Below are 21,681 nucleotides of genomic sequence, written 5' to 3'. Positions count from 1 at the left end.
TCAGTTCACCCAGGCACGTGCGTTGCGGAACATGCGCATCAGCGCTGCATCTTCCTGCCATTCATCTGGACGCCAGGAGTTCTGCACGGCGCGGAACACCCGCTCCGGGTGCGGCATCATGATCGTCACTCGGCCATCGCGGCTGGTCAGGCCGGTGATCCCGCGCGGCGAACCGTTCGGGTTGGCCGGATACGCTTCGGTGACCCTGCCGTGGTTGTCGACATAACGCAGCGCCACGCAACCGGACACATCGGCCTCCAGCAGTGCCTCTTCGCTGGCGAACTCGGCATGCCCCTCACCGTGGGCAATGGCGATCGGCATACGCGAGCCGGCCATGCCGTCGAGGAAGATCGAGTTGGATTTCTGCACCTCGACCATCGCCACACGCGCTTCGAACTGCTCCGAGCGGTTGCGCACGAAGTGCGGCCAGTACTCGGTGCCTGGAATCAGCTCGTGCAGGTTGGACATCATCTGGCAACCGTTGCACACGCCCAGCGCGAAGCTGTCGGTGCGCTCGAAGAAGGCCTGGAAGGCATCGCGCGCGCGGCTGTTGAACAGCGCCGACTTGGCCCAGCCTTCACCGGCACCGAGCACGTCACCGTAGGAGAAACCACCGCAGGCGACCAGGCCTTTGAAGGCTTCGAAATCGACACGACCCGCGAGGATATCGCTCATGTGCACGTCGATGGCGGCGAAGCCTGCGCGATCGAACGCGGCAGCCATCTCGACCTGGCCATTGACGCCCTGCTCCCGCAGGATCGCCACTTGCGGGCGCACGCCTTTCTTGATGTAGGGCGCGGCGATGTCGTCGTTGACGTCGTAGCCGAGCTTGACCGAAAGGCCCGGGTTGTCTTCTTCGAGCAGCAGGTCGAATTCCTGATCGGCGCAGTCGGCGTTGTCACGCAGGCGCTGGATCTGGTAGCTGGTTTCCGCCCACTGGCGCTGCAGCATGCGACGGTCGTCGTCGAACAGCACTTCGCCATTGAGGCTGACCGAGACTTCAGCGTTGTTGACCGGCTTACCGATGACGGCCACACACTCCTCGCCCAGGCCAGCGGCGCTGAATTGCGCCAGCACGTCGGGCGTTGCGTCCTGGCGCACCTGGATGACCGCACCGAGTTCTTCGTTGAACAGGATGGCCGGCACTTCGGCCTTGTCGTCGGTCAATGGGTCGAGTTGCAGATCGAGGCCGCAATGACCGGCGAAGGCCATTTCCAGCACGGTAGTGATCAGGCCACCGTCGGAGCGGTCGTGATAGGCCAGCAGGTGGCCGTCTTCGTTCAAGCCCTGAATAACGGCGAAGAAGGCCTTGAGGTCTTCGGCGTCGTCGACGTCCGGGGCTTGCGCTGCGATCTTGCCGTAGGTCTGCGCCAGGATCGAGGCGCCCATGCGATTCTTGCCACGGCCAAGGTCGACCAGGATCAGGTCGGTTTCGCCCTTGTCCATGCGCAACTGCGGGGTCAGGGTCTTGCGGATATCGGTGACCGGGGCAAAGCCGGTGATGATCAACGACAGCGGCGAGGTCACGCTCTTCTCGACGCCCTCCTCGCTCCACTTGGTCTTCATCGACATCGAGTCTTTGCCGACCGGGATGGTGATGCCCAGCTCCGGACACAGCTCCATGCCTACCGCCTTGACGGTGTCGTACAGTCGGGCATCTTCACCGGGGTGACCGGCGGCAGACATCCAGTTGGCCGACAGCTTGATGTCGGACAGCTTGTCGATACGCGAGGCGGCGAGGTTGGTCAGGGTCTCGCCGATCGCCATGCGCCCGGAAGCCGGGGCATCGAGCAAGGCCAGCGGGGTGCGCTCGCCCATTGCCATGGCTTCGCCGGTGTAGACGTCGAAACTGGTGGCAGTGACCGCGCAGTCAGCCACCGGGACCTGCCAAGGGCCGACCATCTGGTCGCGCGCGACCAGGCCGGTGATGGTGCGGTCGCCGATGGTGATCAGGAAACTCTTGCTGGCCACTGCCGGGTGGCTGAGGACGCGCTGCACGGCGTTGTCCAGGTCCAGCTGGCTGGGGTCGAAATCGTCGCCCAATTCAGCTTCGCGCGTGACCGAGCGGTGCATGCGCGGCGGCTTGCCCAACAGCACATCCAGCGGCATGTCGACCGGGGTATTGCCGAAGTGACTGTCGCTGACGGTCAGGTGCGGCTCCTCGGTGGCTTCGCCAACCACGGCGAACGGGCAACGCTCACGCTCGCAGATGGCCTGGAAGCGCTCGAAGTCGGCGGCGCTGACGGCCAGCACGTAGCGTTCCTGGGATTCATTGCTCCAGATTTCGTGCGGAGCCATGCCCGGCTCGTCGTTGGGCACATTGCGCAGTTCGAAGCGGCCACCGCGGCCGCCGTCGTTGACCAGCTCCGGGAAGGCGTTGGAAATACCGCCAGCGCCCACGTCGTGGATGAAAGCGATCGGGTTGGCGTCGCCCAGCTGCCAGCAGCGGTCGATGACCTCCTGGCAGCGGCGCTCCATTTCCGGGTTTTCGCGCTGTACCGAGGCAAAGTCCAGGTCAGCCGAGCTGGCGCCGGTGGCCACCGACGAGGCCGCGCCGCCGCCCAGGCCGATCAGCATGGCCGGGCCGCCGAGCACGATCAGCTTGGCACCGACGGTGATCTCGCCCTTCTGCACATGGTCTTCACGGATGTTGCCCATGCCGCCGGCGAGCATGATGGGCTTGTGGTAACCGCGTACTTCTTCACCGTGCGGGGTCTCGATGGACTGCTCGAAGGTACGGAAGTAGCCGGTCAGCGCCGGGCGGCCGAATTCGTTGTTGAACGCCGCGCCGCCGAGCGGGCCTTCGATCATGATGTCGAGGGCGTCGACGATGCGCTCGGGCTTGCCGTAAGCCTGCTCCCATGGCTGTTCGAAGCCTGGGATACGCAGGTTGGACACGGTGAAGCCAGTCAGGCCAGCCTTGGGCTTGGCGCCACGGCCGGTGGCACCTTCGTCGCGAATCTCACCGCCGGAGCCGGTGGAGGCGCCGGAGAACGGGGCGATGGCGGTCGGGTGGTTGTGGGTTTCGACCTTCATCAGGATATGCACCGGCTCCTGCACCGCGCCGTACTGACGGGTTTCAGGGTTCGGGAAGAAGCGCCCGGCGACATTACCGACGATCACCGAAGCGTTGTCCTTGTAAGCCGACAACACGCCTTCGCTGTGCATCTGGTAGGTGTTCTTGATCATCCCGAACAGGCTTTTTTCCTGGGCCTGGCCGTCGATGTCCCAACTGGCGTTGAAGATCTTGTGGCGGCAGTGCTCGGAGTTGGCCTGGGCGAACATCATCAGCTCGATGTCGTTCGGGTTGCGCTTGAGGCCCTGGAAGGCGTTGACCAGGTAGTCGATTTCGTCTTCGGCAAGGGCCAGGCCCAGGTCTATGTTGGCCTGGGCCAGGGCGGCGCGGCCACCGGCGAGGATATCCACCGAGGTCATCGGCTTGGGCTGGGCGTGGCTGAACAGGTCGGCTGCCTGCTCCAGCTCGGCGAGCACGCGCTGGGTCATGCGGTCGTGCAATTCGGCGGCGACCTGCGCCGCGTCAGCTTCGCTGAGGTCACCGGCAACGTAATAGGCGATACCGCGCTCCAGGCGGTGAATCGACTGCAGCCCGCAATTGTGGGCGATGTCGCTGGCCTTGCTGGCCCATGGCGAGATGGTACCCAGGCGCGGCACCACCAGGAACAGGCGACCGGTTGGCGTCTGCACCGGCACGCTCGGGCCGTATTTGAGCAGACGGCCCAGCACCTGCTGCTGGTCGGCGGTCAGTTCGCCGTCAACGTCGGCAAAGTGGGCGAATTCGGCATACAAACCAGTAACAGCGGGAACTTTCTGGCTCAGTTGCTCGAGTAATTTACCGTGGCGAAAGGCAGAAAGGGCAGGAGCGCCGCGCAGGATCAACATCGTCGGGACAGCCTCAGGAAGGGGTGTGCTTAGAGGCCGTGCATTCTAGCCTAATTCGCAAGCTTTCGGCACCCGCTCTACGCCACGGCTGCCGGGCGGCAGAACCGGACTTGCAGGTCAAAAAAAAGGCAATTGGCTCAGCGCAAACTTCGGGAAACGCCGTCCGCCTCTTGACCTGCCATTTCTTGTAGCTAGGTATTCAGAGATATGGCTTGGGCAGTGCTTTGCGTATACTGCACCCTATGTTCGCCCACACTGCTTTGCGCCAGCGTTGCGCCAAATGGCTTTTCGCAACCGGTCTCTTTCTGCTGCTCGGTGCCTGCGTTGAAAAACCCAGCACCCTCGAGCGCGTGAAGGAGGACGGTGTGCTGCGCGTGGTCACCCGCAACAGCCCGGCCACCTACTTCCAGGACCGCAACGGCGAAACCGGCTTCGAATACGAACTGGTGCAGCATTTTGCGGACGATCTGGGCGTCAAGTTGCAGATCGAAACCGCTGACAACCTCGATGAACTGTACGGCTCGCTGGGCAAGCCCGCCGGCCCGGTGCTGGCAGCCGCAGGGCTGGTCAGCAGTGCGCGGCGCCAGGCCCAGGTCAAGTACTCGCACCCCTACCTGGAAGTGACGCCGCAGGTCATCTACCGCAACGGCCGCCCGCGGCCAACCGAGGCCAAGGGCCTGGTCGGCAAGAAGATCATGGTGCTCAAGGGCAGCAGTCACGCCGATCAACTGGCCGAGTTGAAAAAACAGTATCCCGCCCTGCAATACGAAGAGTCCGACGCCGTCGAGGTGGTCGACCTGCTGCGCATGGTCGATGAGGGCCAGATCGACCTGACCCTGGTCGACTCCAACGAACTGGCGATGAACCAGGTGTACTTCCCCAACGTCCGAGTCGCCTTCGACCTCGGCGAAAGCCGCGATCAACGTTGGGCGGTGGCTGCTGGCGAAGACAACAGCCTGCTCAACGAGATCAACGAATTTCTCGACAAGTCGCAGAAAAACGGCACCTTGCAGCGCCTCAAGGACCGTTACTACGGGCATGTGGATGTGCTCGGCTATGTCGGTGCCTACACCTTCGCCCAGCATCTGCAGCAGCGCCTGCCCAAGTACGAAAAACACTTCAAGAGCTACGCCAAGGTCGAACAGGTGGACTGGCGGCTGCTGGCTGCGATCGGCTACCAGGAATCGATGTGGCAGCCGGAGGTCACCTCCAAGACCGGCGTACGCGGCCTGATGATGCTGACCCAGCGCACCGCGCAGGCCATGGGCGTGTCCAACCGCCTGGATCCGCGGCAGAGCATTCAAGGCGGCGCCAAGTACTTCATGAAGATCAAGGCCGAGCTCGATGACAGCATCCAGGAGCCGGACCGCACCTGGTTCGCCCTGGCCGCCTACAACGTTGGCTCAGGCCATCTGGAAGACGCCCGGACCTTGGCCAAGCGCGAAAAGCTCAACCCCAACAAATGGCTCGACGTGAAGAAGATGCTGCCACGCCTGGCGCAGAAGCAGTGGTATCGGCAGACCAAGTATGGCTATGCGCGTGGTGGCGAGCCGGTGCACTTCGTCGCCAACATTCGCCGTTACTACGACATCCTCACCTGGGTGACCCAGCCACAGCTCGAAGGCGAGGTCGCCGAAGGCAACCTGCATGTGCCTGGGGTGAACAAAGACAAACCGGCGGAGCAATCGCCGCCGATGTGAGCATGGCGCCGTCAGTCGGCAGCGGCATTGCTGGACTTGCTGGCGCGTCGAGCCTTGAAGAAGTCACTGAGCACCTGGCCGCATTCCTCGGCAAGCACCCCGCCCTCGACCATTACCCGATGGTTGAGAAATCCTTGCCCGAAAAACTGCCCCTGGCTCTGCACGATACCCGCCTTGGGTTCCAGAGCGCCGAATACCACCCTGGACACCCGCGCATGCACGATCAACCCTGCGCACATACTGCACGGTTCCAGGGTCACATACAGCGTGCTACCCGGCAGTCGATAATTGCCGACGGCGTTTGCCGCTGCGCGAATTGCCACCATTTCCGCGTGGGCGCTAGGGTCGCTGTCGATGATCGGCCGGTTGAAGCCCTGCCCCAGCACTTGCCCATTCTGCACCAGCACCGCCCCAACCGGTACCTCACCCAAGGCCGCGCCCTCGGCGGCCAGGGCCAGGGCCATGCGCATGAATTCCTGATCGCGGCTGCGATCGACGATCTGCGGGCGCATCAGACCACCGCGATCGCGGCCATCAGGCCGGTTTCCATGTGGTCGATGACGTGGCAGTGGAACATCCAGGTACCCGGGTTATCCGCCACCAATGCGACCTGAGCGCGCTCATTCTTGCCCAGCAGGTAGGTGTCGGTGAACCACGGTTCCTTGATGTCATGGCGGTTCGAGGCGATTACCTTGAAACTCATGCCGTGCAGGTGGATGGGATGCTGATATTGGGTCATGTTCTTGAGTTCGAAGATGTAGCTCTGGCCCTTCTTGAGCGTGGCGATCGGCCGGTCGGCGCAGGTCTTGTCAGTAATGTCCCAGGCTTGCCCATTGATCTGCCAGAGGCTCGGTGGCCGGTCTTGGTCGGTGGTGACCGACACCTTCGCCGCCCATTCGAAATTGAAGTTCAGCTTCTCGGCGTTTTCCAGATCAGGCTCGGCGATGGGGTTGGCTGGCAGAGCAGGTGGCCAAGGGCCGGGCGCTTGGTTGCTGGCCACCGAGCGCAGGGTGCCCAAACGCACGAAGCCGTCCCGCAAGGAAATCTCCTCGCCTGCCTGGGGAATGCGGATGGCCAGGCAAACGCGCATGCCAGGACCCAGCCAATAGTCGTCCTCCAGCAGCCGCGGGGTCACCGGGTTGCCGTCCAGCGCATAGATGCGCGCCTCGCAGTTGCCCTTGAGGTTGATGCGGTAGGTCCAGGTGTTGTCGAGGTTCAGCAGGCGCACCCGCACCACCTGACCCGCCGGCAATTCGGTGACCGCATCGGCCTGGCCGTTGATGGTGATCAGGCGCCCGGCGGTGCCGTTGCGCGCCGCCTCGCGGGGAATGCTGAACGGCAGCCAGCGACCCTGCTCGTCCACGTGCCAGTTTTTCAGGCTCAGGGTGCGCTCATGGGCGAAACCGGTCGGCTCGCGCTCTTCGACGATCAGCGGGCCGACCAGGCCGCGCCCCAGTTCCTCGGAGCTACTGACGTGGGGGTGATACCAGTAGCTGCCGGCATCCGGCACGCGGAACTTGTAATCGAAGTACTCGCCCGGCTTGACCGGCAACTGCGATACATAGGGCACGCCGTCCATTTCCAGCGGCAGACGGATGCCGTGCCAATGAATAGTGGTTTCCACCGGCAGGTGGTTGATGAAGCGCACCCGCAGCCAGGTGCCCTGGCGCACGCGCAATTCGGTGCCGGGCGCCGAGGGACCGAAGGCCCAGGCTTCGGTCTTGTAGCCGGGCACCAGCTCGACGTCCAGCGGGGCGGCGATCAGCTCGTAGTCGTGCCCAGCGTTGTCGTCCTCGACCTTGCCCAGCCAATAGCGCGCGGCGCCACCGGCGCCCAGGCCCACCACTACCAGCCCGGTCAGGCCTTTGAGCATTTGTCGACGGGTGAAGGACATCGGTGCGGGTACCTCGTGTGCTGTGCAATCAAGCGGCCAGCTAGCTGGCGATGAAGGGCGAATACGATACACCTGCAAATGCGAAAGATTAAGTGAAGTGTTGTCACAGCACGGCGCAACGGCCGCCAGGCACTACATAGTTGAAGCGCGCCGACCCGGCGCGCTGCCTACGCTGGCGCCCTCCTCACCGCCAAGGCAACGCCCCCATGAGCCAAACATCGATGGTCTCTCCAAGCGACCGACACACCTTGCAGCAACTGGCCAACGACCTGGTAACTGCTTGTCCGGACATGCGCCAGCAGGCGCGGGAAGTCGCGTTGGACATTCTGCGTCAGCACCGCCTCGGCCACCTGGAGCCTGACAGCGTTTACCTGCACCGTTTCGCCAATGCCCACAGCGCCCCGACGTTCAGCGGCTGGGCCCACAGCCAGCAGCCCATACAATCCTTCACACTGCCGCAGCTGGTCCTGCACCGCTTCAACGCCGAAGACGCCGATAACGCCGACTTGCTCAGCTACCTCACCGGCTTTTACCTGGACGGGCCAGGCGCGGCCAGCTATGACGCCCATAACGAGGTGGCGCTCAAGCCCGCCGATGTGCTCGACTATTTCTGGCAGATCGACTTCTGTACCGATTACAACCAGCGGGTGGACAGCTTCTGGGCCAGCCATGCGGATGATTTTCGCACGCTGAGCAAGGTCAACTTCTTGAGTAAAGTCCTGGAAGTCCGACACCAGGCGCCTGGCAGCGCGCTTGCCAAATGCTGCGGCGAAGTCGCCGAGGCGCTGCTCGCAGGGGCCCCGTGGCCGCCTTCGCTGGCGCAGTTGCAGGCTTCGGTGACCGCACCGCTAGGCATGCGCCTGTGCACCTTCGACATCGGCGGGTATGTGGCCACCGACATCCTGCGCATCGTCCTGCAGGACGGGCGACAGCTGCTCTATACCCCAGGCGCCGAAGATGCACTGCACCTGTTCGCTGACAGCACCGAGCTGTACTGGTGGGTGCTGATCAACAACAACTACGATGAAAACCGCGCCCGTTTCAGCAGCCACTTCGCCCTAAAAGACCGCGGCCAACGTGGCGACCTGGTCGGGCTCGACCCCCTTACCGACCTGCTTTACGAGGGCTGGGGCAAACACACTTATGCCGGGCTCAACCTGCGCGACCAGACCTTGAACGAAGACCCGTTCACCTGGCTGCGCGACCAGGCCCGGCAACGCATGCGCGATGATGCCGAGCATGCCCTGCAGTCCAATGCCGACCTGCGCAAACAACTGTGGATCGGCTACCTGGGTGCCTTCGACCAGGTGTTCGGCCCGCTCGCTGCGCTTGATTGGCCCGTGGCGCTGGTGGCTGTAGGGGCGGGGCTTGCCGAAGTCGGGTTGGACATCGACCAGGCGGTGCATGCTCGGACTACCGCGCAGCGCAAAGCTGCCATCACCGGCGCCATCCTCGCCGCGGTCGGAACCTTGTTTAACGCCACGTTCCTGCTGGGCGCGCCCGGCGAGCTTGCCGAACCCTCGCAAACCCCGCGTCCGGCGCCGCCGGACGGCGAAATCCCCTTCACTGACACGCAGGAGCCTGCGCCCCTGGAACCTGACGCCACCGCGCGCAGTGAAACCCAGGCCTGGGTACCGAAGCCGTTCTGGCCGACGCAGACCTCGCGTCTGCTGGCCCCCTTCGAAACCAATGTCCTGCTCAGCACCCAGGCGGGCAGCGGCAGGCTGGCCGGCATCTACGCCCAACAAGGCAAGTTCTACGCACTGGTCGATTCGCTGCCCTACCAGGTGCGCTACGTCGCCGAATTGCAGCATTGGGTGATCGTCGACCCCGCCAACCCCTACTCCTTCTATAACTGCCACATCATTCGCCTGGACGGCGAGGGCAACTGGCAGTTGGTGCCGCGTCCCAAACTCGACGGCGGCGGGATGAGTTGGCTGAAGGTCTGGGGCCGCTCTTCGACAAGCAGCCGAATGGCGCCGCTGCCACTTTCGCCCTACGAAATCCCCGAAGCTCTGCGCCCGGACCTCAGCAGCCTGGCCAATAGCCCGTCGAGTTCCAACGTGCTCAGCGGCACCCATGTCGATATCGGCCACCCTGAGCGCGAAGCCGCCCTGGCCGAGTTTCGCGCCAGGCGCACGCAGCTGGCGACAGATGCAGCGCAGTTCCTTGCCGACCCGACCTTGCCCGAGCGTCCGGCAGTACCCGAACTCGCCCCGTCCAGCTCGGCAAAAGTCATGCTTGAAGGTGTGTATCAGAACGCCGACGGGCTGGTGGTGGCAGAAGCGCACAGCGGTATCGGCAGCAAGCGCTTGCTGATCGAGAACATGGGCACCCTGCGCAAACAGAAGGTGCGCACCCTCTACCTGGAACACTACATGACCGATTTCCAGCAGGCCGACCTGGACACGTTCAATCGCACCGGGCGTATGCCCCAGGCCCTGGACCGCTATGTGAATGCCCAGGACATCGGTCACGCCACCGACCCGAGCGGACGCTACACCTTCCGCCGCTTGCTCAAGCAAGCGCAGAAGAACGGCATTTTCATTCAATCGATCGATTGCATGGCCAGCTACCGGCAGGCGTGGGCGGAAGCGACACCTGCGAACTTACGTCAGCAGATGATGAACTTCTATGCCCACAAGGTGATAGAAGCCGATCAGGCACTCAGAGGCCCCAGCAAATGGGTCGCCTTGGTGGGCAATTCCCACAGCGACTTCTACCAAGGTGTGCCAGGCATCGGCGACCTGCAAGGCGCTATCACCTTGCGCTGCGAGGATGTAGCCATCGGGCAACCGGACATGCTCGATATCGACCCTGGGCTGCAGATCACCCTGCCCAACCAGGGTCAGCTGAGCGTGAAAAGCAACCTGCGCCTGCGTGCCGCCGTGCGCACGCCCGAGCAGGCCGCGGCCAGTATCGAACTACGCCTGATCAGCGCTGGCGACTACCTGATCGACGCCGTGGACGGGCAGCAGGTGCTGGTGCACCGCGGCCGTGACGGCGCCCTGCGGCGCACCCCGATCAAGCACGACGGCCGCTTTCTCTACCTCGAGCGCAGCGACTGGCCGTGGATCAACGGCCGGCGCATGCCTGATGTCAGCGACCTGCACACGCGCCTGCAAGCCAAAGGTATGCGGCGCATTGCTCGCTAATCATCAGCGGGCAGGGCCTGGCACAATCGGTTGAACCATCGCCGGTCATCAGCGCTTGGCACGCGCATGGCGGCCTGCACCAGCGACGCGTCCAGCAGCACATTGAGGTTGTCCAGGCGTGTGGCGACCGCAGGATGGGTATCGAAGGGATGGGTGCTGGTCAGCTCGAGCACGGTTTCGTCCAGTTGCAGCGGTGCCTGTTGCAACTCGAGCGCCAGCCCCTCCAGCAGGCCGCCACCACCGCACTGGTCAAGCAGGCGCTCGACCACGCCCGCAAGGGCGATGGCACGCAGCAGCGCCTGGGCAAACTGCCTGGCACCCGCCACTTGCGCGCCTGCCTGATCAGCCAGCAGTTCCTGATCACGGCCCCAGCGGTGCACCGCGGCGCGAAAATGCTGCAGGAACAGCGCGGCCATCCATAGCGCTGGACGTACCCCCCAGTGCGGGCCCTGCTCGGCGCCGAGCATCACGGCAAAGTGTGCGCACATCAGGCTGTACTGCGCATTGATCTCACTGCCGCGCTCGGTGTCGCGACTACGGAAATGCCCAAGCTCATGCCCTACCAGCGCGGCAGCCTCGTCCTGGCTCAAAGCGCCAAGCCAAGGCAGCGGCAGGTACAAGGTACGCCCCTGCAGCAGCACCCCACTGGGCTGTAGCACGATCGGCACACTGGTCACGAACAAGCCCTGATCAAGCCCGACCACCACGTGCTCAGGCACGGGCGCCTGCAAGTGCGCGGCCAAACCCTCGATCCACTGCCACAACGCCGGTGCGGCTTGTCGATCCAGCGTGCGCCCAAGAAAGCTCGCCTGCGGCGCGAGCATGACTGGCCACTGCCGGCGCACACGCCACAGCGTGCCGAGGCAGGCGAACAGCACTGTCGCCAGCGGCAGCACAACGAAGAGCACGGTCAACCCGCCGCTTGCCGCGTGACTGACGCCGGCACTGATTTCGTAGAGCAACGACAGGCCAAGCGCACTTGCCAGCAGGCCCAGATAAACGCTCAGCCCCCAGCCCAAAGCGTGCCAGCTGGCGGCCATGCGCGCTTGCAGGTAGCGCGCCGAGCGCAGTGCCCGCCAGGCATCGATGCGCACGTTCAGCGCGGTAGCCAGGCCGCTGAGCAACGCACCCAGGGCAAGCCAGCAGCTCCCCGCAGCCAGCCAGCTGCGCACTGCGAGCCAAGGCCGGTCGTCATCGAGCTGGGTCAGCTCTCGCTGTAACACCGCGTGTGGGTCGACGCGCCCGCGTAACTGCTCGCGCGTAGCCCAGGGCAATGCCTGCAGCAGTTCATCTTCGGGCGCCACCAGCCATTGACGAATGATCTGGGTCTGCGCCTGCCCTTGCTCGGCCCGCCACTGCTGCACCAGGCTCCAGCCCATCAGCGCCAACGGCAACAGCAGCAGGGCCAGGCCCCAGCCGAGTCGTTTGAGCAGCGTCGCGGCGGCGCTTGCAGGCCGGCTCATCGGCCTGTTTCAGCCAACTGCTGGTTCATCCGGCTGCCTGCATCAGCTCCAGTTGCCGCTGCGCATGGGCGGCGTCGCGATAGGCGGCCAAGATCGCCAGCACTTCGTCGTTATCCAGCTTGCGACCATTGCTGGCCAATCCGGCCGACAGGATACGAATCTGCGGGCGCGGCTTTTTCAGGACCATCGCCTGATTACCGAAGAACTGCAGCTTCTTCACCCGGTGCTTGGGCAAAGCAGCCTCGCTGCTCATCTCCAGCGTCTGCATCATCACCAGCCCCTCGTCCTTGACCGCGACGTCCTCGACTTCAGCCAGATCGACCGGTGCATCCAGCGTGTCGACCCACAGCTGCCGACGGTTCAGGCGCATGAACACCTGCGTACCGGCGTTGCGGTGCTGCCAGGTCAAGGCTGCAGTGATCAGGACCAGCACGCCGCAGAAGGCAACCACGCCCAAGCGTTGGGGATCGAAGGTGGTCACCAGCAACACCAGCGAAGCCACCAGCAATACAGGCCCCCACAGGCGGTAGCGCCGCGAATTGGTGAACTCGCTTTGCTCAGGCACGCGCTCGATCACCTGCTTGAGCTCGGTGATCACTCGCTCACGCTGGGCCGTACGAGACTGATCGTAGTCGGCGCCCAGCGACCCTGACAGCTCATGCAGCGGCTCGGTGGATTCACTCATGGCATCGCTCCTCGATCACTTTTGCGCTGCAAGGTAGTCGGTGAGAAACGCCTGCGCGTTGCCCTGACGCGACACACCTTCGGAATAGCCCACACTCAGTGGCTGCGGCTCACCTGGCAGGTACAACTCACCACCCCACATGCCCTGGACGATCAGCGTCACGAACTTCTGGCCATCGACGGTGGTGTAGTAGCGAGTATCCTTGGCGGTCTTCTCGACCTGCATCTTCTGGATGCGCATGTTCCAGTCGTGGTCGACACCTTCGACCTGGACCAGCGCCTCGTTGGCAGCGCGCTCGCCAATGCGCAGCGTCCACACCTTGACGCCCTGCTCGCCGATATACGCGACCACCTGCTCGGCGACTTGCGGGCGCTCTTCAGCATGTACCTGACCTGCACAAAGGCTGAACATGGCCACTGCCAAGGCGACCCATTTGCGATAGTTGAACATGGCTTTTCTCGGTCCTGATGCGAAACAATCGAACATTGAAGCCAGCACGGCAGCCACTGCCAACCCCTTTGACCGGGTCGCACAACAGATAGCCCACTGCGCACAAAACCTGTCGCCAAAAATGTGCACGCGTTACCATTTGCCATCATGCCGCCGACAACTTGGACGCCCAGCGCACATGCCATCGACCAGTCCGTACCTGGATACCGCTTTTTCCTATGATCGCCCCGGCTCACTGGCCAGCGCCGGAGTGCTGGATGCGCGCTCGGCGCGGGTCATGGGTAGCGCCACGGGCCACTATTGGGCGCAGACCGTGCACCAGGGCCTGCAGTACTTCGATTGCAACCTGCAGTTTCCCGAGCCACTGCGCATCGACAAGGTGCTGCCGCCCAGTCTGTGCGTGGTGCAGGTACTCGATGGCACCTGGCAGCACCGGGTCGATGGCACGCTCAATACCTACCAAAGCGGCCAGCTGCACCTGCTGGGCCTGGGTGAGCGCTGCGAAGCCCAGGACCATCTGCCCGCACACAGCCACGCGCGCATGGCCGGGGTACGGATTGCCGCCGGCTATCTGAGTGAGCTGGTAGCCGATGAGCCTCGACTGCTGGCGCTGCTCAAGCTGGCTACAGACGGCATGCACTTCAGCCAACTGCCACAGTGCCCCACGGTTGGCCGCCTGTTGCAACAGTTGTACCTGTCCCCCTACACCGGTGGACTCAAGCGCCTGCACTGCGAGAGCGTGAGCCTGGCCATCGTCCTGGAGCTGGCCAGCCACTTCGGTGCTGAGCAGCCGACCCCTGGCAAGGCCATGCGCGGGCTGCGTGACCTGGCCTTCGAAGCCCGCCATGTGCTCGACAGCAACCTGGCCAACCCGCCTACCGCCGCCGCGCTGGCCCGCCAACTGGGCGTGAGCGAAAGCACCCTGCGCCGGGCATTCAGCCAGGCATTCGGCCGCTCGATCCTGCAGTACGTGCGCGAGCAGCGCATGGAGCTGGCGCGCCTGCTGCTGCTCGAGCGCCGCTGGCAGGTTTCGCAGGTGGCGTATCAGGTGGGGTACGCCAACCCGGCCAATTTCTGCCATGCCTACAAAGCGTATTTCGGTCATCCGCCTGGCATGCAGTGAGTGCGCTATGCCGGAAAAGCAAAAGCCCGCTGTTAGGCGGGCTTTGATAAGCGCGTTGCGCTGACGGCCTAGACCGGACGCGGGATCATTCCCACTCGATGGTCGCTGGCGGCTTGCTCGATACGTCGTAGGTGACGCGCGAAATGCCTTCGATCTCGTTGATGATACGGCCGCTGACGGTTTCCAGCAGCTCGTAGGGCAGGTGCGCCCAGCGTGCGGTCATGAAGTCCACGGTTTCCACCGCGCGCAGGGCCACGACCCAGGCGTAGCGACGGCCGTCGCCTACGACGCCCACCGACTTGACCGGCTGGAACACCACGAAGGCCTGGCTGGTCTTGTGATACCAGTCGGCCTTGCGCAGCTCTTCGATGAAGATGTGGTCGGCGCGGCGCAGGATGTCGGCGTATTCCTTCTTCACTTCGCCGAGGATGCGCACACCCAGTCCTGGGCCTGGGAACGGGTGGCGGTAGACCATGTCGTACGGCAGGCCCAGCTCCAGGCCGATCTTGCGCACTTCGTCCTTGAACAGTTCACGCAGCGGCTCGACCAGCTTGAGGTTCATTTCTTCAGGCAGGCCACCGACGTTGTGGTGCGACTTGATCACGTGGGCCTTGCCGCTCTTGGCACCGGCCGATTCGATCACGTCCGGGTAGATGGTGCCCTGGGCGAGGAACTGAATGTTTTCAAGCTTGCTGGCTTCGGCGTCGAACACGTCGATGAAGGTGCGACCGATGATCTTGCGCTTCTTCTCCGGGTCCGCTTCGCCCTCGAGGTTGTCGAGGAACTGCTTTTCAGCATCGGCGCGGATCACCTTGACGCCCATGTTCTCTTTGAACATGGCCATCACTTGATCACCCTCGTGCAGGCGCAGCAGGCCGTTGTCGACGAACACGCAGGTCAGCTGGTCGCCGATGGCGCGGTGCAGCAACGCGGCAACCACCGAGCTGTCGACGCCGCCGGACAGGCCCAGCAGGACGTTGGCCGAGCCGACTTGCTCGCGCACCTGGGCGATGGCGTCTTCGACGATGTTGGACGGGGTCCACAGGGCTTCGCAGCCGCAGATGTCCTGCACGAAACGCGACAGGATGCGACCGCCTTGCTTGGTGTGGGTCACTTCCGGGTGGAACTGCACGCCGTAGTAGCCGCGGGCATCATCGAACATGCCGGCGATCGGGCAGCTCGGGGTGCTGGCCAGCACATGGAAGTCGGCCGGCATCTGGGTAACCTTGTCGCCGTGGCTCATCCACACGTCCAGGCCCAGTACGCCATCGGCATCGATGTGGTCTTCGATGCCATCGAGCAGACGGCTCTTGCCGACCACGTCGACGCGCGCGTAACCGAACTCGCGCAGCTCCGAACCTGCCACCTTGCCGCCCATCTGTTCGGCCATGGTCTGCATGCCGTAGCAAATGCCGAGCACCGGCACGTTGAGGTCGAACACGGCCTGCGGGGCACGCGGGCTGTTGGCTTCGTGGACCGACTCGGGGCCACCGGCAAGGATGATGCCGCGCGGATTGAATTCGCGGATTGCCTCATCGTCCATGTCGAACGGGTGCAGTTCGCAGTACACGCCGATCTCGCGCACGCGGCGGGCGATCAACTGGGTGTACTGGGAACCGAAATCGAGGATCAGGATACGGTGGGCGTGAATGTCGAGGGCCATGACTCAATCTCTGGTGCAGCGGCAAGCTTCACGCTGCACGCTGCAAGTTGATCGGGGAAAACGCGTCAGTCGCGACAACGCGACCACCGCTTATAGCTTGTAGCTCGAAGCTTGCCGCTGATGGCGTCAGCCGACGCGGTAGTTAGGCGCTTCTTTGGTAATCTGCACGTCATGCACATGGGACTCGGCCATGCCGGCACCGGTGATGCGCACGAATTCCGGCTTGGTGCGCATCTCTTCGATGGTGGCGCTGCCGGTGTAGCCCATGGACGAACGCAGGCCGCCCATCAGCTGGTGGATGATCGCGGCCAGTGCGCCTTTGTACGGCACGCGGCCTTCGATACCTTCCGGGACCAGCTTCTCGGCGCCAGCCGAGGAGTCCTGGAAGTAACGGTCGGAGGAGCCTTGCGCCTGCGCCATCGCGCCCAGCGAGCCCATGCCGCGGTAGGCCTTGTACGACCGACCCTGGAACAGCTCGACTTCGCCCGGTGCTTCTTCGGTACCGGCGAACATCGAGCCCATCATCACGCAGGACGCGCCGGCGACGATGGCCTTGGACAGGTCACCCGAGAAGCGGATACCACCGTCGGCGATCAGCGGCACGCCAGTGCCTGCGAGGGCTGCGGCGACGTTGGCAATGGCGCTGATTTGCGGCACGCCGACACCGGCGACGATACGGGTGGTGCAGATCGAGCCTGGGCCGATACCGACCTTGACCGCGTCAGCGCCGGCTTCGGCCAGGGCCTTGGCCGCAGCGCCGGTGGCGATGTTGCCGCCGATCACCTGCACCTGCGGGTAGGTTTCCTTGACCCAGCGCACGCGATCGATCACGCCTTTGGAGTGACCGTGGGCGGTGTCTACCACCACCACATCGACGCCAGCGGCAACCAGGGCAGCGACGCGCTCGCCGGTATCCTTGCCGGTACCGACCGCAGCACCGACGCGCAGGCGACCTTGGTCGTCCTTGCTGGCCAGGGGATAGGCCTTGGCTTTCTCGATGTCCTTGACGGTCATCATGCCCTTGAGGGTGAACTTGTCGTCGACGATCAGGACTTTTTCCAGGCGGTGCTTGTGCAGCAGCTCGCGGACTTCGTTCTTGTCGGCGCCTTCGCGGACGGTGACCAGGCGCTCTTTGGGCGTCATCACGTCGCGCACCTGGGCTTCCAGGCGGTTTTCGAAGCGTACGTCGCGGGAGGTGACGATACCGACCAGGTCACCGTTCTCCAGTACCGGAACGCCGGAGATGTTGTTCAGGCGGGTCAGCTCGAACAGGTCGCGCACGGTGGCGTCGGCGTCGATGGTGATCGGGTCCTTGACCACGCCAGCCTCGAACTTCTTGACCTTGCGCACTTCGCCGGCCTGCTGCTCGATGGTCATGTTCTTGTGGATGATGCCGATGCCGCCTTCCTGGGCCATGGCGATGGCCAGGCGCGCTTCGGTGACGGTGTCCATGGCAGCGGAAACCAGCGGGATGTTCAGCTCGATGCCACGAGTCAAACGGGTCTTGAGACTGACTTCATTGGGCAGTACCTCGGAGTAGCCAGGTACAAGGAGGATATCGTCGAAGGTCAGGGCTTCTTGGCTGATACGCAGCATCGCGGGGGCTCCCGGGCGGGAAAAATGGAAGCGCGCCATTATACTCATCCACCCCGTTCCACTCAACGCAAATCGACGCCCACGCTACGAGCGGCACGCTACGAGCGGCACGCTACGAGCGGCAAGCTGCCGTCAGGCCCCAGCATGGACAACCGCCACGGGCTGGTCGAGCCAGTCGGCGAAGCTGGCGAGGAAGGCCGGGGTGAAGCCGGCTTCGCCCCAGTTGTTGAAAATGAAGCCCAGGTTGGAGAACGCGCAAGGCTGCAAGAAGATGAACCCGTTGATGTCGTCTTCGTGGCCGCACAGCGGGCAGGTGAAATTGTCGCTCACACCGGGCATCCACTCCTCGAGGCTTTCGAACAGCGGCTCGCCGACTTCGCGGCGGCACTGCGGGCAGCCGGCTTCTTCGAGAAAGTGTTCGGTCGGCGTATAGATGCAGCGCTTGAGCACCACTTCCAGTCCATTGACCGGCTGACCGAACGGCAGCTTCTCCGGGTGCAGTGCGACCTTGCGCGCGCCTTCAGCCAGGGCGTGGCCCATGCGATTGCCGGTGCTGGCGCAGGTGCTCAGCGGCTCCTCGACGATCTTCTCGCGCACCAACCAGCGCACGATGGCCCGCGCGCGGGCTTCGTGGGCAGGGACGGTGGACAGTTTGGGGACGATGATGCTTTTGCTGTTCATGGACGAGGCGGGCCTGCAGACTGCGGTAATCACCCGATTCTACAGCTCAGCCGCTCAGGTAGCGACCGATCAGCGCCAGGCCGCTGACCAGCACCAGCCAGGTCACCAGGCGCACGAAGGCTTCGCGCGATAGCCTCAAGGTCACCCGTCGCCCAATCCACAGGCCGACGAACATGCACGGCAGCAGGCACGCGGCGAGCAGCAACAGGCTGACGTCGGCATACACCCCGGCAAGCAAAAACAGCGACAGGCGCACCATCGTGCTGCAACTGATCAGCGCGCTCTGGGTGGCGCGTACCTGTTCCTTGGCCTGCAGTCGCGCGCTCAGGTAGATCGCGTAGAGAAACCCGCCACTGCCGAACAACGCCCCGAATAGCCCGCCCACCGTGCCCATCGGCACGGCCCAGAAGCCAGAGAGGTTCGACGGGCGCACCTTCACTGCCAGGCTATAAAGGGCGTAGCCGGTGACGAACAGCCCCATCAGCAACAACAGCAAGTCGGATTTCAAGTGCAGCAGGAACAGCACGCCGAGGGTGCAGCCCAGGGCCATGAACGGTAGCAAGCGCAGCAGCTCACCGCGTACCACGTCACGCCGTGACGGTAGCAGGTTGCCGAAGGCGGCGACGAAGTCCAACAGCACCAGCAGCGGGATGATCCGCGACAGCGGCATGAAGTGAATCAACACGGGGCCTGCGACCAGCGCGGTGCCAAAGCCGGCAATGCCGAAGACGATGTAGGCCGCGCCGACGGCCAGCAGGATCGCCAGCCAGTCGAGGCCGGCGAAGGGTAACTGGGCGAGCATGTCACTGGCCTCTCATTCCTTTGAAGGCTGCATCGTAGTGACAATGGCCAAGGGTGGAAAGGGGCCGGGCGCGCTTTGCAACGTCTATCAGATCGCACGCCAGCCGCGTATCATGCGCCGATGATCAAAGACCCGTTCGAACGACTCGGCCTGGACCGCGACGTCCTCACCGTCAGCCAACTCAACGGCCGCGCTCGCGTGCTGCTCGAAGACGTGTTCCGCAGTGTCTGGGTGCAAGGCGAAATCTCCAACCTCGCCCGTCCGGCCTCCGGGCACCTGTACTTCACCCTCAAGGACAGCGGCGCCCAGGTGCGTTGTGCACTGTTCCGGCAGAATGCACTGCGTGTGCGCCAGGCCCTGCGTGATGGCCTGGCGGTGCGGGTGCGCGGCAAGGTTTCGCTGTTCGAAGGGCGCGGCGATTATCAATTGATCCTCGACACCGTCGAGCCTGCCGGTGATGGCGCACTGCGCCTGGCCTTCGAGGCCTTGAAGGAGAAGCTCGGCGCCGAAGGGCTGTTCAGCGCCGAGCGCAAGCGGCCGCTGCCGGCCCACCCGCAGCGCATCGGCATCATCACCTCGCCCACCGGCGCGGTTATCCGCGACATCATCAGCGTGTTCCGTCGCCGCGCACCGCAGGTCGAGCTCAATCTGATTCCCACTGCCGTGCAAGGCCGCGAAGCGATCCGGCAAATCGTCCACGCCCTGCAACAGGCCGATCGCCAAGGTTTCGATGCGCTGATCCTGGCCCGTGGCGGCGGCTCGCTGGAAGACCTCTGGTGTTTCAACGAAGAAGCCGTGGCGCGCGCGGTGGCGGCCTGCGTCACGCCGATCGTCAGCGCCGTCGGCCACGAAACCGATGTCTCGATCAGCGACTTCGTCGCCGACGTCCGCGCGCCCACGCCCTCGGCTGCCGCCGAGCTGCTGGCCCCTGACAGCAGCGGCCTGCAACAGCGCCTGGACGGCCTGCAGCGACGCCTGCTGCTGCGCATGCGCAACCGCATCACCCATGACCGCCTGCGCCTCGATTCGCTGACCCGCCGCCTACGCCATCCAGGCGAACGGCTGCGTCAGCAGGCGCAGCGCCTGGACGATCTGGACATGCGCCTGCGCCGGGCCTTCCTGCTCAGCCTCAACCAGCGCCGCGAGCGCCTCGGCCGGCTCGATACGCGCCTGGCCGCGCAGCATCCTGGGCGCACCTTGAAGCTCCTCGGGCAACGCCTGGACAGCCTGGCCGAACGCCTGCCACGGGCCATGCGCGACGCGCTCAAGGATCGCCGCCAGCGCTTTCAGGCGCAGCTGCAAACGCTGCAGGTGGTCAGCCCGCTGGCCACCTTGGCGCGCGGCTACAGCATCTTGCTCGACGAGCATGGCCAGGCCATCCGCAGCGCCGAGCAGACGCGCAACGGCCAGCGCCTCACAGCCCGCCTGAACGAAGGCGAACTGCAGGTGCGCGTCGAAGACAATCACCTGACTCCGGTCACCCTCTCGCTACTGGACTGACACATGCCCCGCCTGTTCATGCCCCTGCTCGCCCTTTCCCTCCTGTTGCTGGCCGCAGGTGCCCAGGCCAGCTACATCACCCGCACACTGAACAAGCCCGTGCCCGGTGGCGTGGCGGTGGTCGACCTCGGGCCGGCGGCGGCAGCGCCCAGTGCGCGCTTCGACGGTAAGCCGGTGCTGGTGGTCAAGGAGCAGGACAACTGGCTGGCCATCGTCGGCATTCCACTGACCCAGAAGCCGGGCACTGCGGTGCTGACTCAGGGCGGGCGCAACCTGGCCTTCAACGTCAGCAGCAAGCAGTACCCCGAACAGCGCATCACCCTCAAGAACACCCGGCAGGTCAACCCGAACCCGGCCGACCTCAAGCGCATCGACCGCGAGCTGGCGGAGCAGATCAAGGCCTACCGCAGCTTCAGCCAGGTGCTGCCGAGCAACCTGATCCTGGACAAGCCGGTCAACGGGCCGCTGTCGAGCAAGTTCGGCGTACGCCGCTTCTTCAACGGCGAAGAACGCAACCCCCACGCCGGGCTGGACTTCGCGGTACCAGCTGGTACGCCGATCAAGACGCCTGCCAATGGCAAGGTGATCCTGGTAGGCGACTACTTCTTCAACGGCCGCACGGTGTTCGTCGACCACGGCCAGGGATTCATCAGCATGTTCTGCCACATGTCGAAGATCGACGTGCAGGTCGGCCAGCAGTTGCGTCGCGGCGAAGTGGTTGGCCGGGTCGGTTCAACCGGACGGGCGACGGGTCCGCACATGCATTGGAACGTTAGCCTCAATGACGCGCGGGTCGACCCGGCGATCTTCATCGGCGCTTTCCAGCCGTGAACCAGGCGGAAATCCGAGCTGCTAGTGCGACTTCTCCCGAGTTGCGCCATCGAAAAAGACAGCGCAAAAATTTCTACCTATCAAGTAACTAACAGCCACAAAATCTTGCAAATACGCTTTTTTTAAGCATTTATCTCAATTTTTCTGCAACGCTTGCCTTCCCCTACCCCACTGGTTAAGTTTGAGGGCATGAAAACCCTCGAAACCCTCATTCTGCTCCGACAACACCGCAGCCTCT

General features: G+C 64.0%; 15 protein-coding genes. 5 read left to right on the top strand and 10 right to left on the bottom strand.

Translation table 11 applies throughout. The features are described from left to right. Positions 1–3,900 (bottom strand): phosphoribosylformylglycinamidine synthase, encoded by a 3,900-nt coding sequence (gene purL, locus ACLEJW_RS01835; protein WP_145185442.1) that lies wholly within the window; start codon positions 3,898–3,900, stop codon positions 1–3. A gap of 242 nt (positions 3,901–4,142) precedes the next feature. Here purL and mltF point away from each other — a divergent pair, with 242 nt between their 5' ends. Continuing rightward, positions 4,143–5,600 carry a membrane-bound lytic murein transglycosylase MltF gene (gene mltF / locus ACLEJW_RS01830; protein ID WP_145185439.1) on the top strand — a complete coding sequence of 486 codons (1,458 nt, stop codon included), beginning with the start codon at positions 4,143–4,145 and terminating at the stop codon, positions 5,598–5,600. Positions 5,601–5,611: 11 nt separating this feature from the next. Here the strand turns inward: mltF and tadA are convergent, their stop codons facing one another. Together tadA and ACLEJW_RS01820 are read right to left on the bottom strand one after the other, a co-directional pair. Beyond that, positions 5,612–6,112, bottom strand: coding sequence for a tRNA adenosine(34) deaminase TadA (gene tadA, locus ACLEJW_RS01825; RefSeq protein WP_440776903.1), 501 nt, complete (start codon positions 6,110–6,112; stop codon positions 5,612–5,614). Further along, positions 6,112–7,494 (bottom strand): multicopper oxidase family protein, encoded by a 1,383-nt coding sequence (locus tag ACLEJW_RS01820; RefSeq protein ID WP_145185433.1) that lies wholly within the window; start codon positions 7,492–7,494, stop codon positions 6,112–6,114. The genes tadA and ACLEJW_RS01820 overlap by 1 nt, the downstream gene beginning before the upstream one ends. A gap of 206 nt (positions 7,495–7,700) precedes the next feature. Between ACLEJW_RS01820 and ACLEJW_RS01815 the strand changes: the two genes are divergently transcribed. Continuing rightward, positions 7,701–10,649, top strand: coding sequence for a dermonecrotic toxin domain-containing protein (locus tag ACLEJW_RS01815; protein WP_440776902.1), 2,949 nt, complete (start codon positions 7,701–7,703; stop codon positions 10,647–10,649). Here the strand turns inward: ACLEJW_RS01815 and ACLEJW_RS01810 are convergent. From ACLEJW_RS01810 to ACLEJW_RS01800, 3 genes are read right to left on the bottom strand one after another with little or no spacing between them, the layout of a single operon-like run. Further along, a complete protein-coding gene (locus ACLEJW_RS01810) occupies positions 10,646–12,112 on the bottom strand; it encodes a M48 family metallopeptidase (protein ID WP_440776901.1) in 1,467 nt (488 codons plus the stop codon). The two genes, ACLEJW_RS01815 and ACLEJW_RS01810, sit on opposite strands and share 4 nt — an antisense overlap. 25 nt (positions 12,113–12,137) lie before the next feature. Further along, positions 12,138–12,797, bottom strand: coding sequence for a hypothetical protein (locus tag ACLEJW_RS01805; RefSeq protein WP_313298427.1), 660 nt, complete (start codon positions 12,795–12,797; stop codon positions 12,138–12,140). Between the two features lie 15 nt (positions 12,798–12,812). Beyond that, positions 12,813–13,247 (bottom strand): hypothetical protein, encoded by a 435-nt coding sequence (locus tag ACLEJW_RS01800; RefSeq protein ID WP_145185422.1) that lies wholly within the window; start codon positions 13,245–13,247, stop codon positions 12,813–12,815. A 178-nt stretch (positions 13,248–13,425) separates the two neighbouring features. Between ACLEJW_RS01800 and ACLEJW_RS01795 the strand changes: the two genes are divergently transcribed. Then, positions 13,426–14,370 (top strand): AraC family transcriptional regulator, encoded by a 945-nt coding sequence (locus ACLEJW_RS01795; RefSeq protein WP_313456032.1) that lies wholly within the window; start codon positions 13,426–13,428, stop codon positions 14,368–14,370. A gap of 85 nt (positions 14,371–14,455) precedes the next feature. On the opposite strand, the gene guaA is transcribed toward ACLEJW_RS01795, so the two are convergent. The 4 genes from guaA to ACLEJW_RS01775 all read right to left on the bottom strand — a co-directional run bounded on the left by guaA (position 14,456) and on the right by ACLEJW_RS01775 (position 19,112). Continuing rightward, a complete protein-coding gene (gene guaA / locus ACLEJW_RS01790) occupies positions 14,456–16,033 on the bottom strand; it encodes a glutamine-hydrolyzing GMP synthase (protein WP_145185416.1) in 1,578 nt (525 codons plus the stop codon). Positions 16,034–16,159: 126 nt separating this feature from the next. After that, a complete protein-coding gene (gene guaB / locus ACLEJW_RS01785) occupies positions 16,160–17,629 on the bottom strand; it encodes an IMP dehydrogenase (RefSeq protein WP_145185413.1) in 1,470 nt (489 codons plus the stop codon). 132 nt (positions 17,630–17,761) lie between these two features. Then, a complete protein-coding gene (locus tag ACLEJW_RS01780; protein WP_145185410.1) occupies positions 17,762–18,310 on the bottom strand; it encodes a sugar ABC transporter ATPase in 549 nt (182 codons plus the stop codon). 46 nt (positions 18,311–18,356) lie between these two features. Continuing rightward, positions 18,357–19,112 carry a sulfite exporter TauE/SafE family protein gene (locus ACLEJW_RS01775; RefSeq protein ID WP_313295674.1) on the bottom strand — a complete coding sequence of 252 codons (756 nt, stop codon included), beginning with the start codon at positions 19,110–19,112 and terminating at the stop codon, positions 18,357–18,359. 120 nt (positions 19,113–19,232) lie between these two features. On the opposite strand from ACLEJW_RS01775, the gene xseA reads away from it, so the two are divergent. Both xseA and ACLEJW_RS01765 read left to right on the top strand, forming a co-directional pair. Next, the gene (gene xseA, locus ACLEJW_RS01770) at positions 19,233–20,612 is read left to right on the top strand and encodes an exodeoxyribonuclease VII large subunit (RefSeq protein ID WP_313456035.1); all 1,380 of its coding nucleotides are present in this window, start codon (positions 19,233–19,235) and stop codon (positions 20,610–20,612) included. Between the two features lie 3 nt (positions 20,613–20,615). After that, on the top strand, positions 20,616–21,443 hold the full coding sequence (locus ACLEJW_RS01765) for a peptidoglycan DD-metalloendopeptidase family protein (RefSeq protein WP_440776900.1): 828 nt from the start codon (positions 20,616–20,618) through the stop codon (positions 21,441–21,443). Positions 21,444–21,681 lie beyond the last annotated feature (238 nt).

The organism is Pseudomonas sp. SMSB3, from assembly GCF_052041965.1.
Lineage (GTDB): Bacteria > Pseudomonadota > Gammaproteobacteria > Pseudomonadales > Pseudomonadaceae > Aquipseudomonas.
The sequence above is the reverse complement of the archived record's forward strand: the minus strand, read 5'-3'. Positions and strand labels throughout refer to the sequence as shown.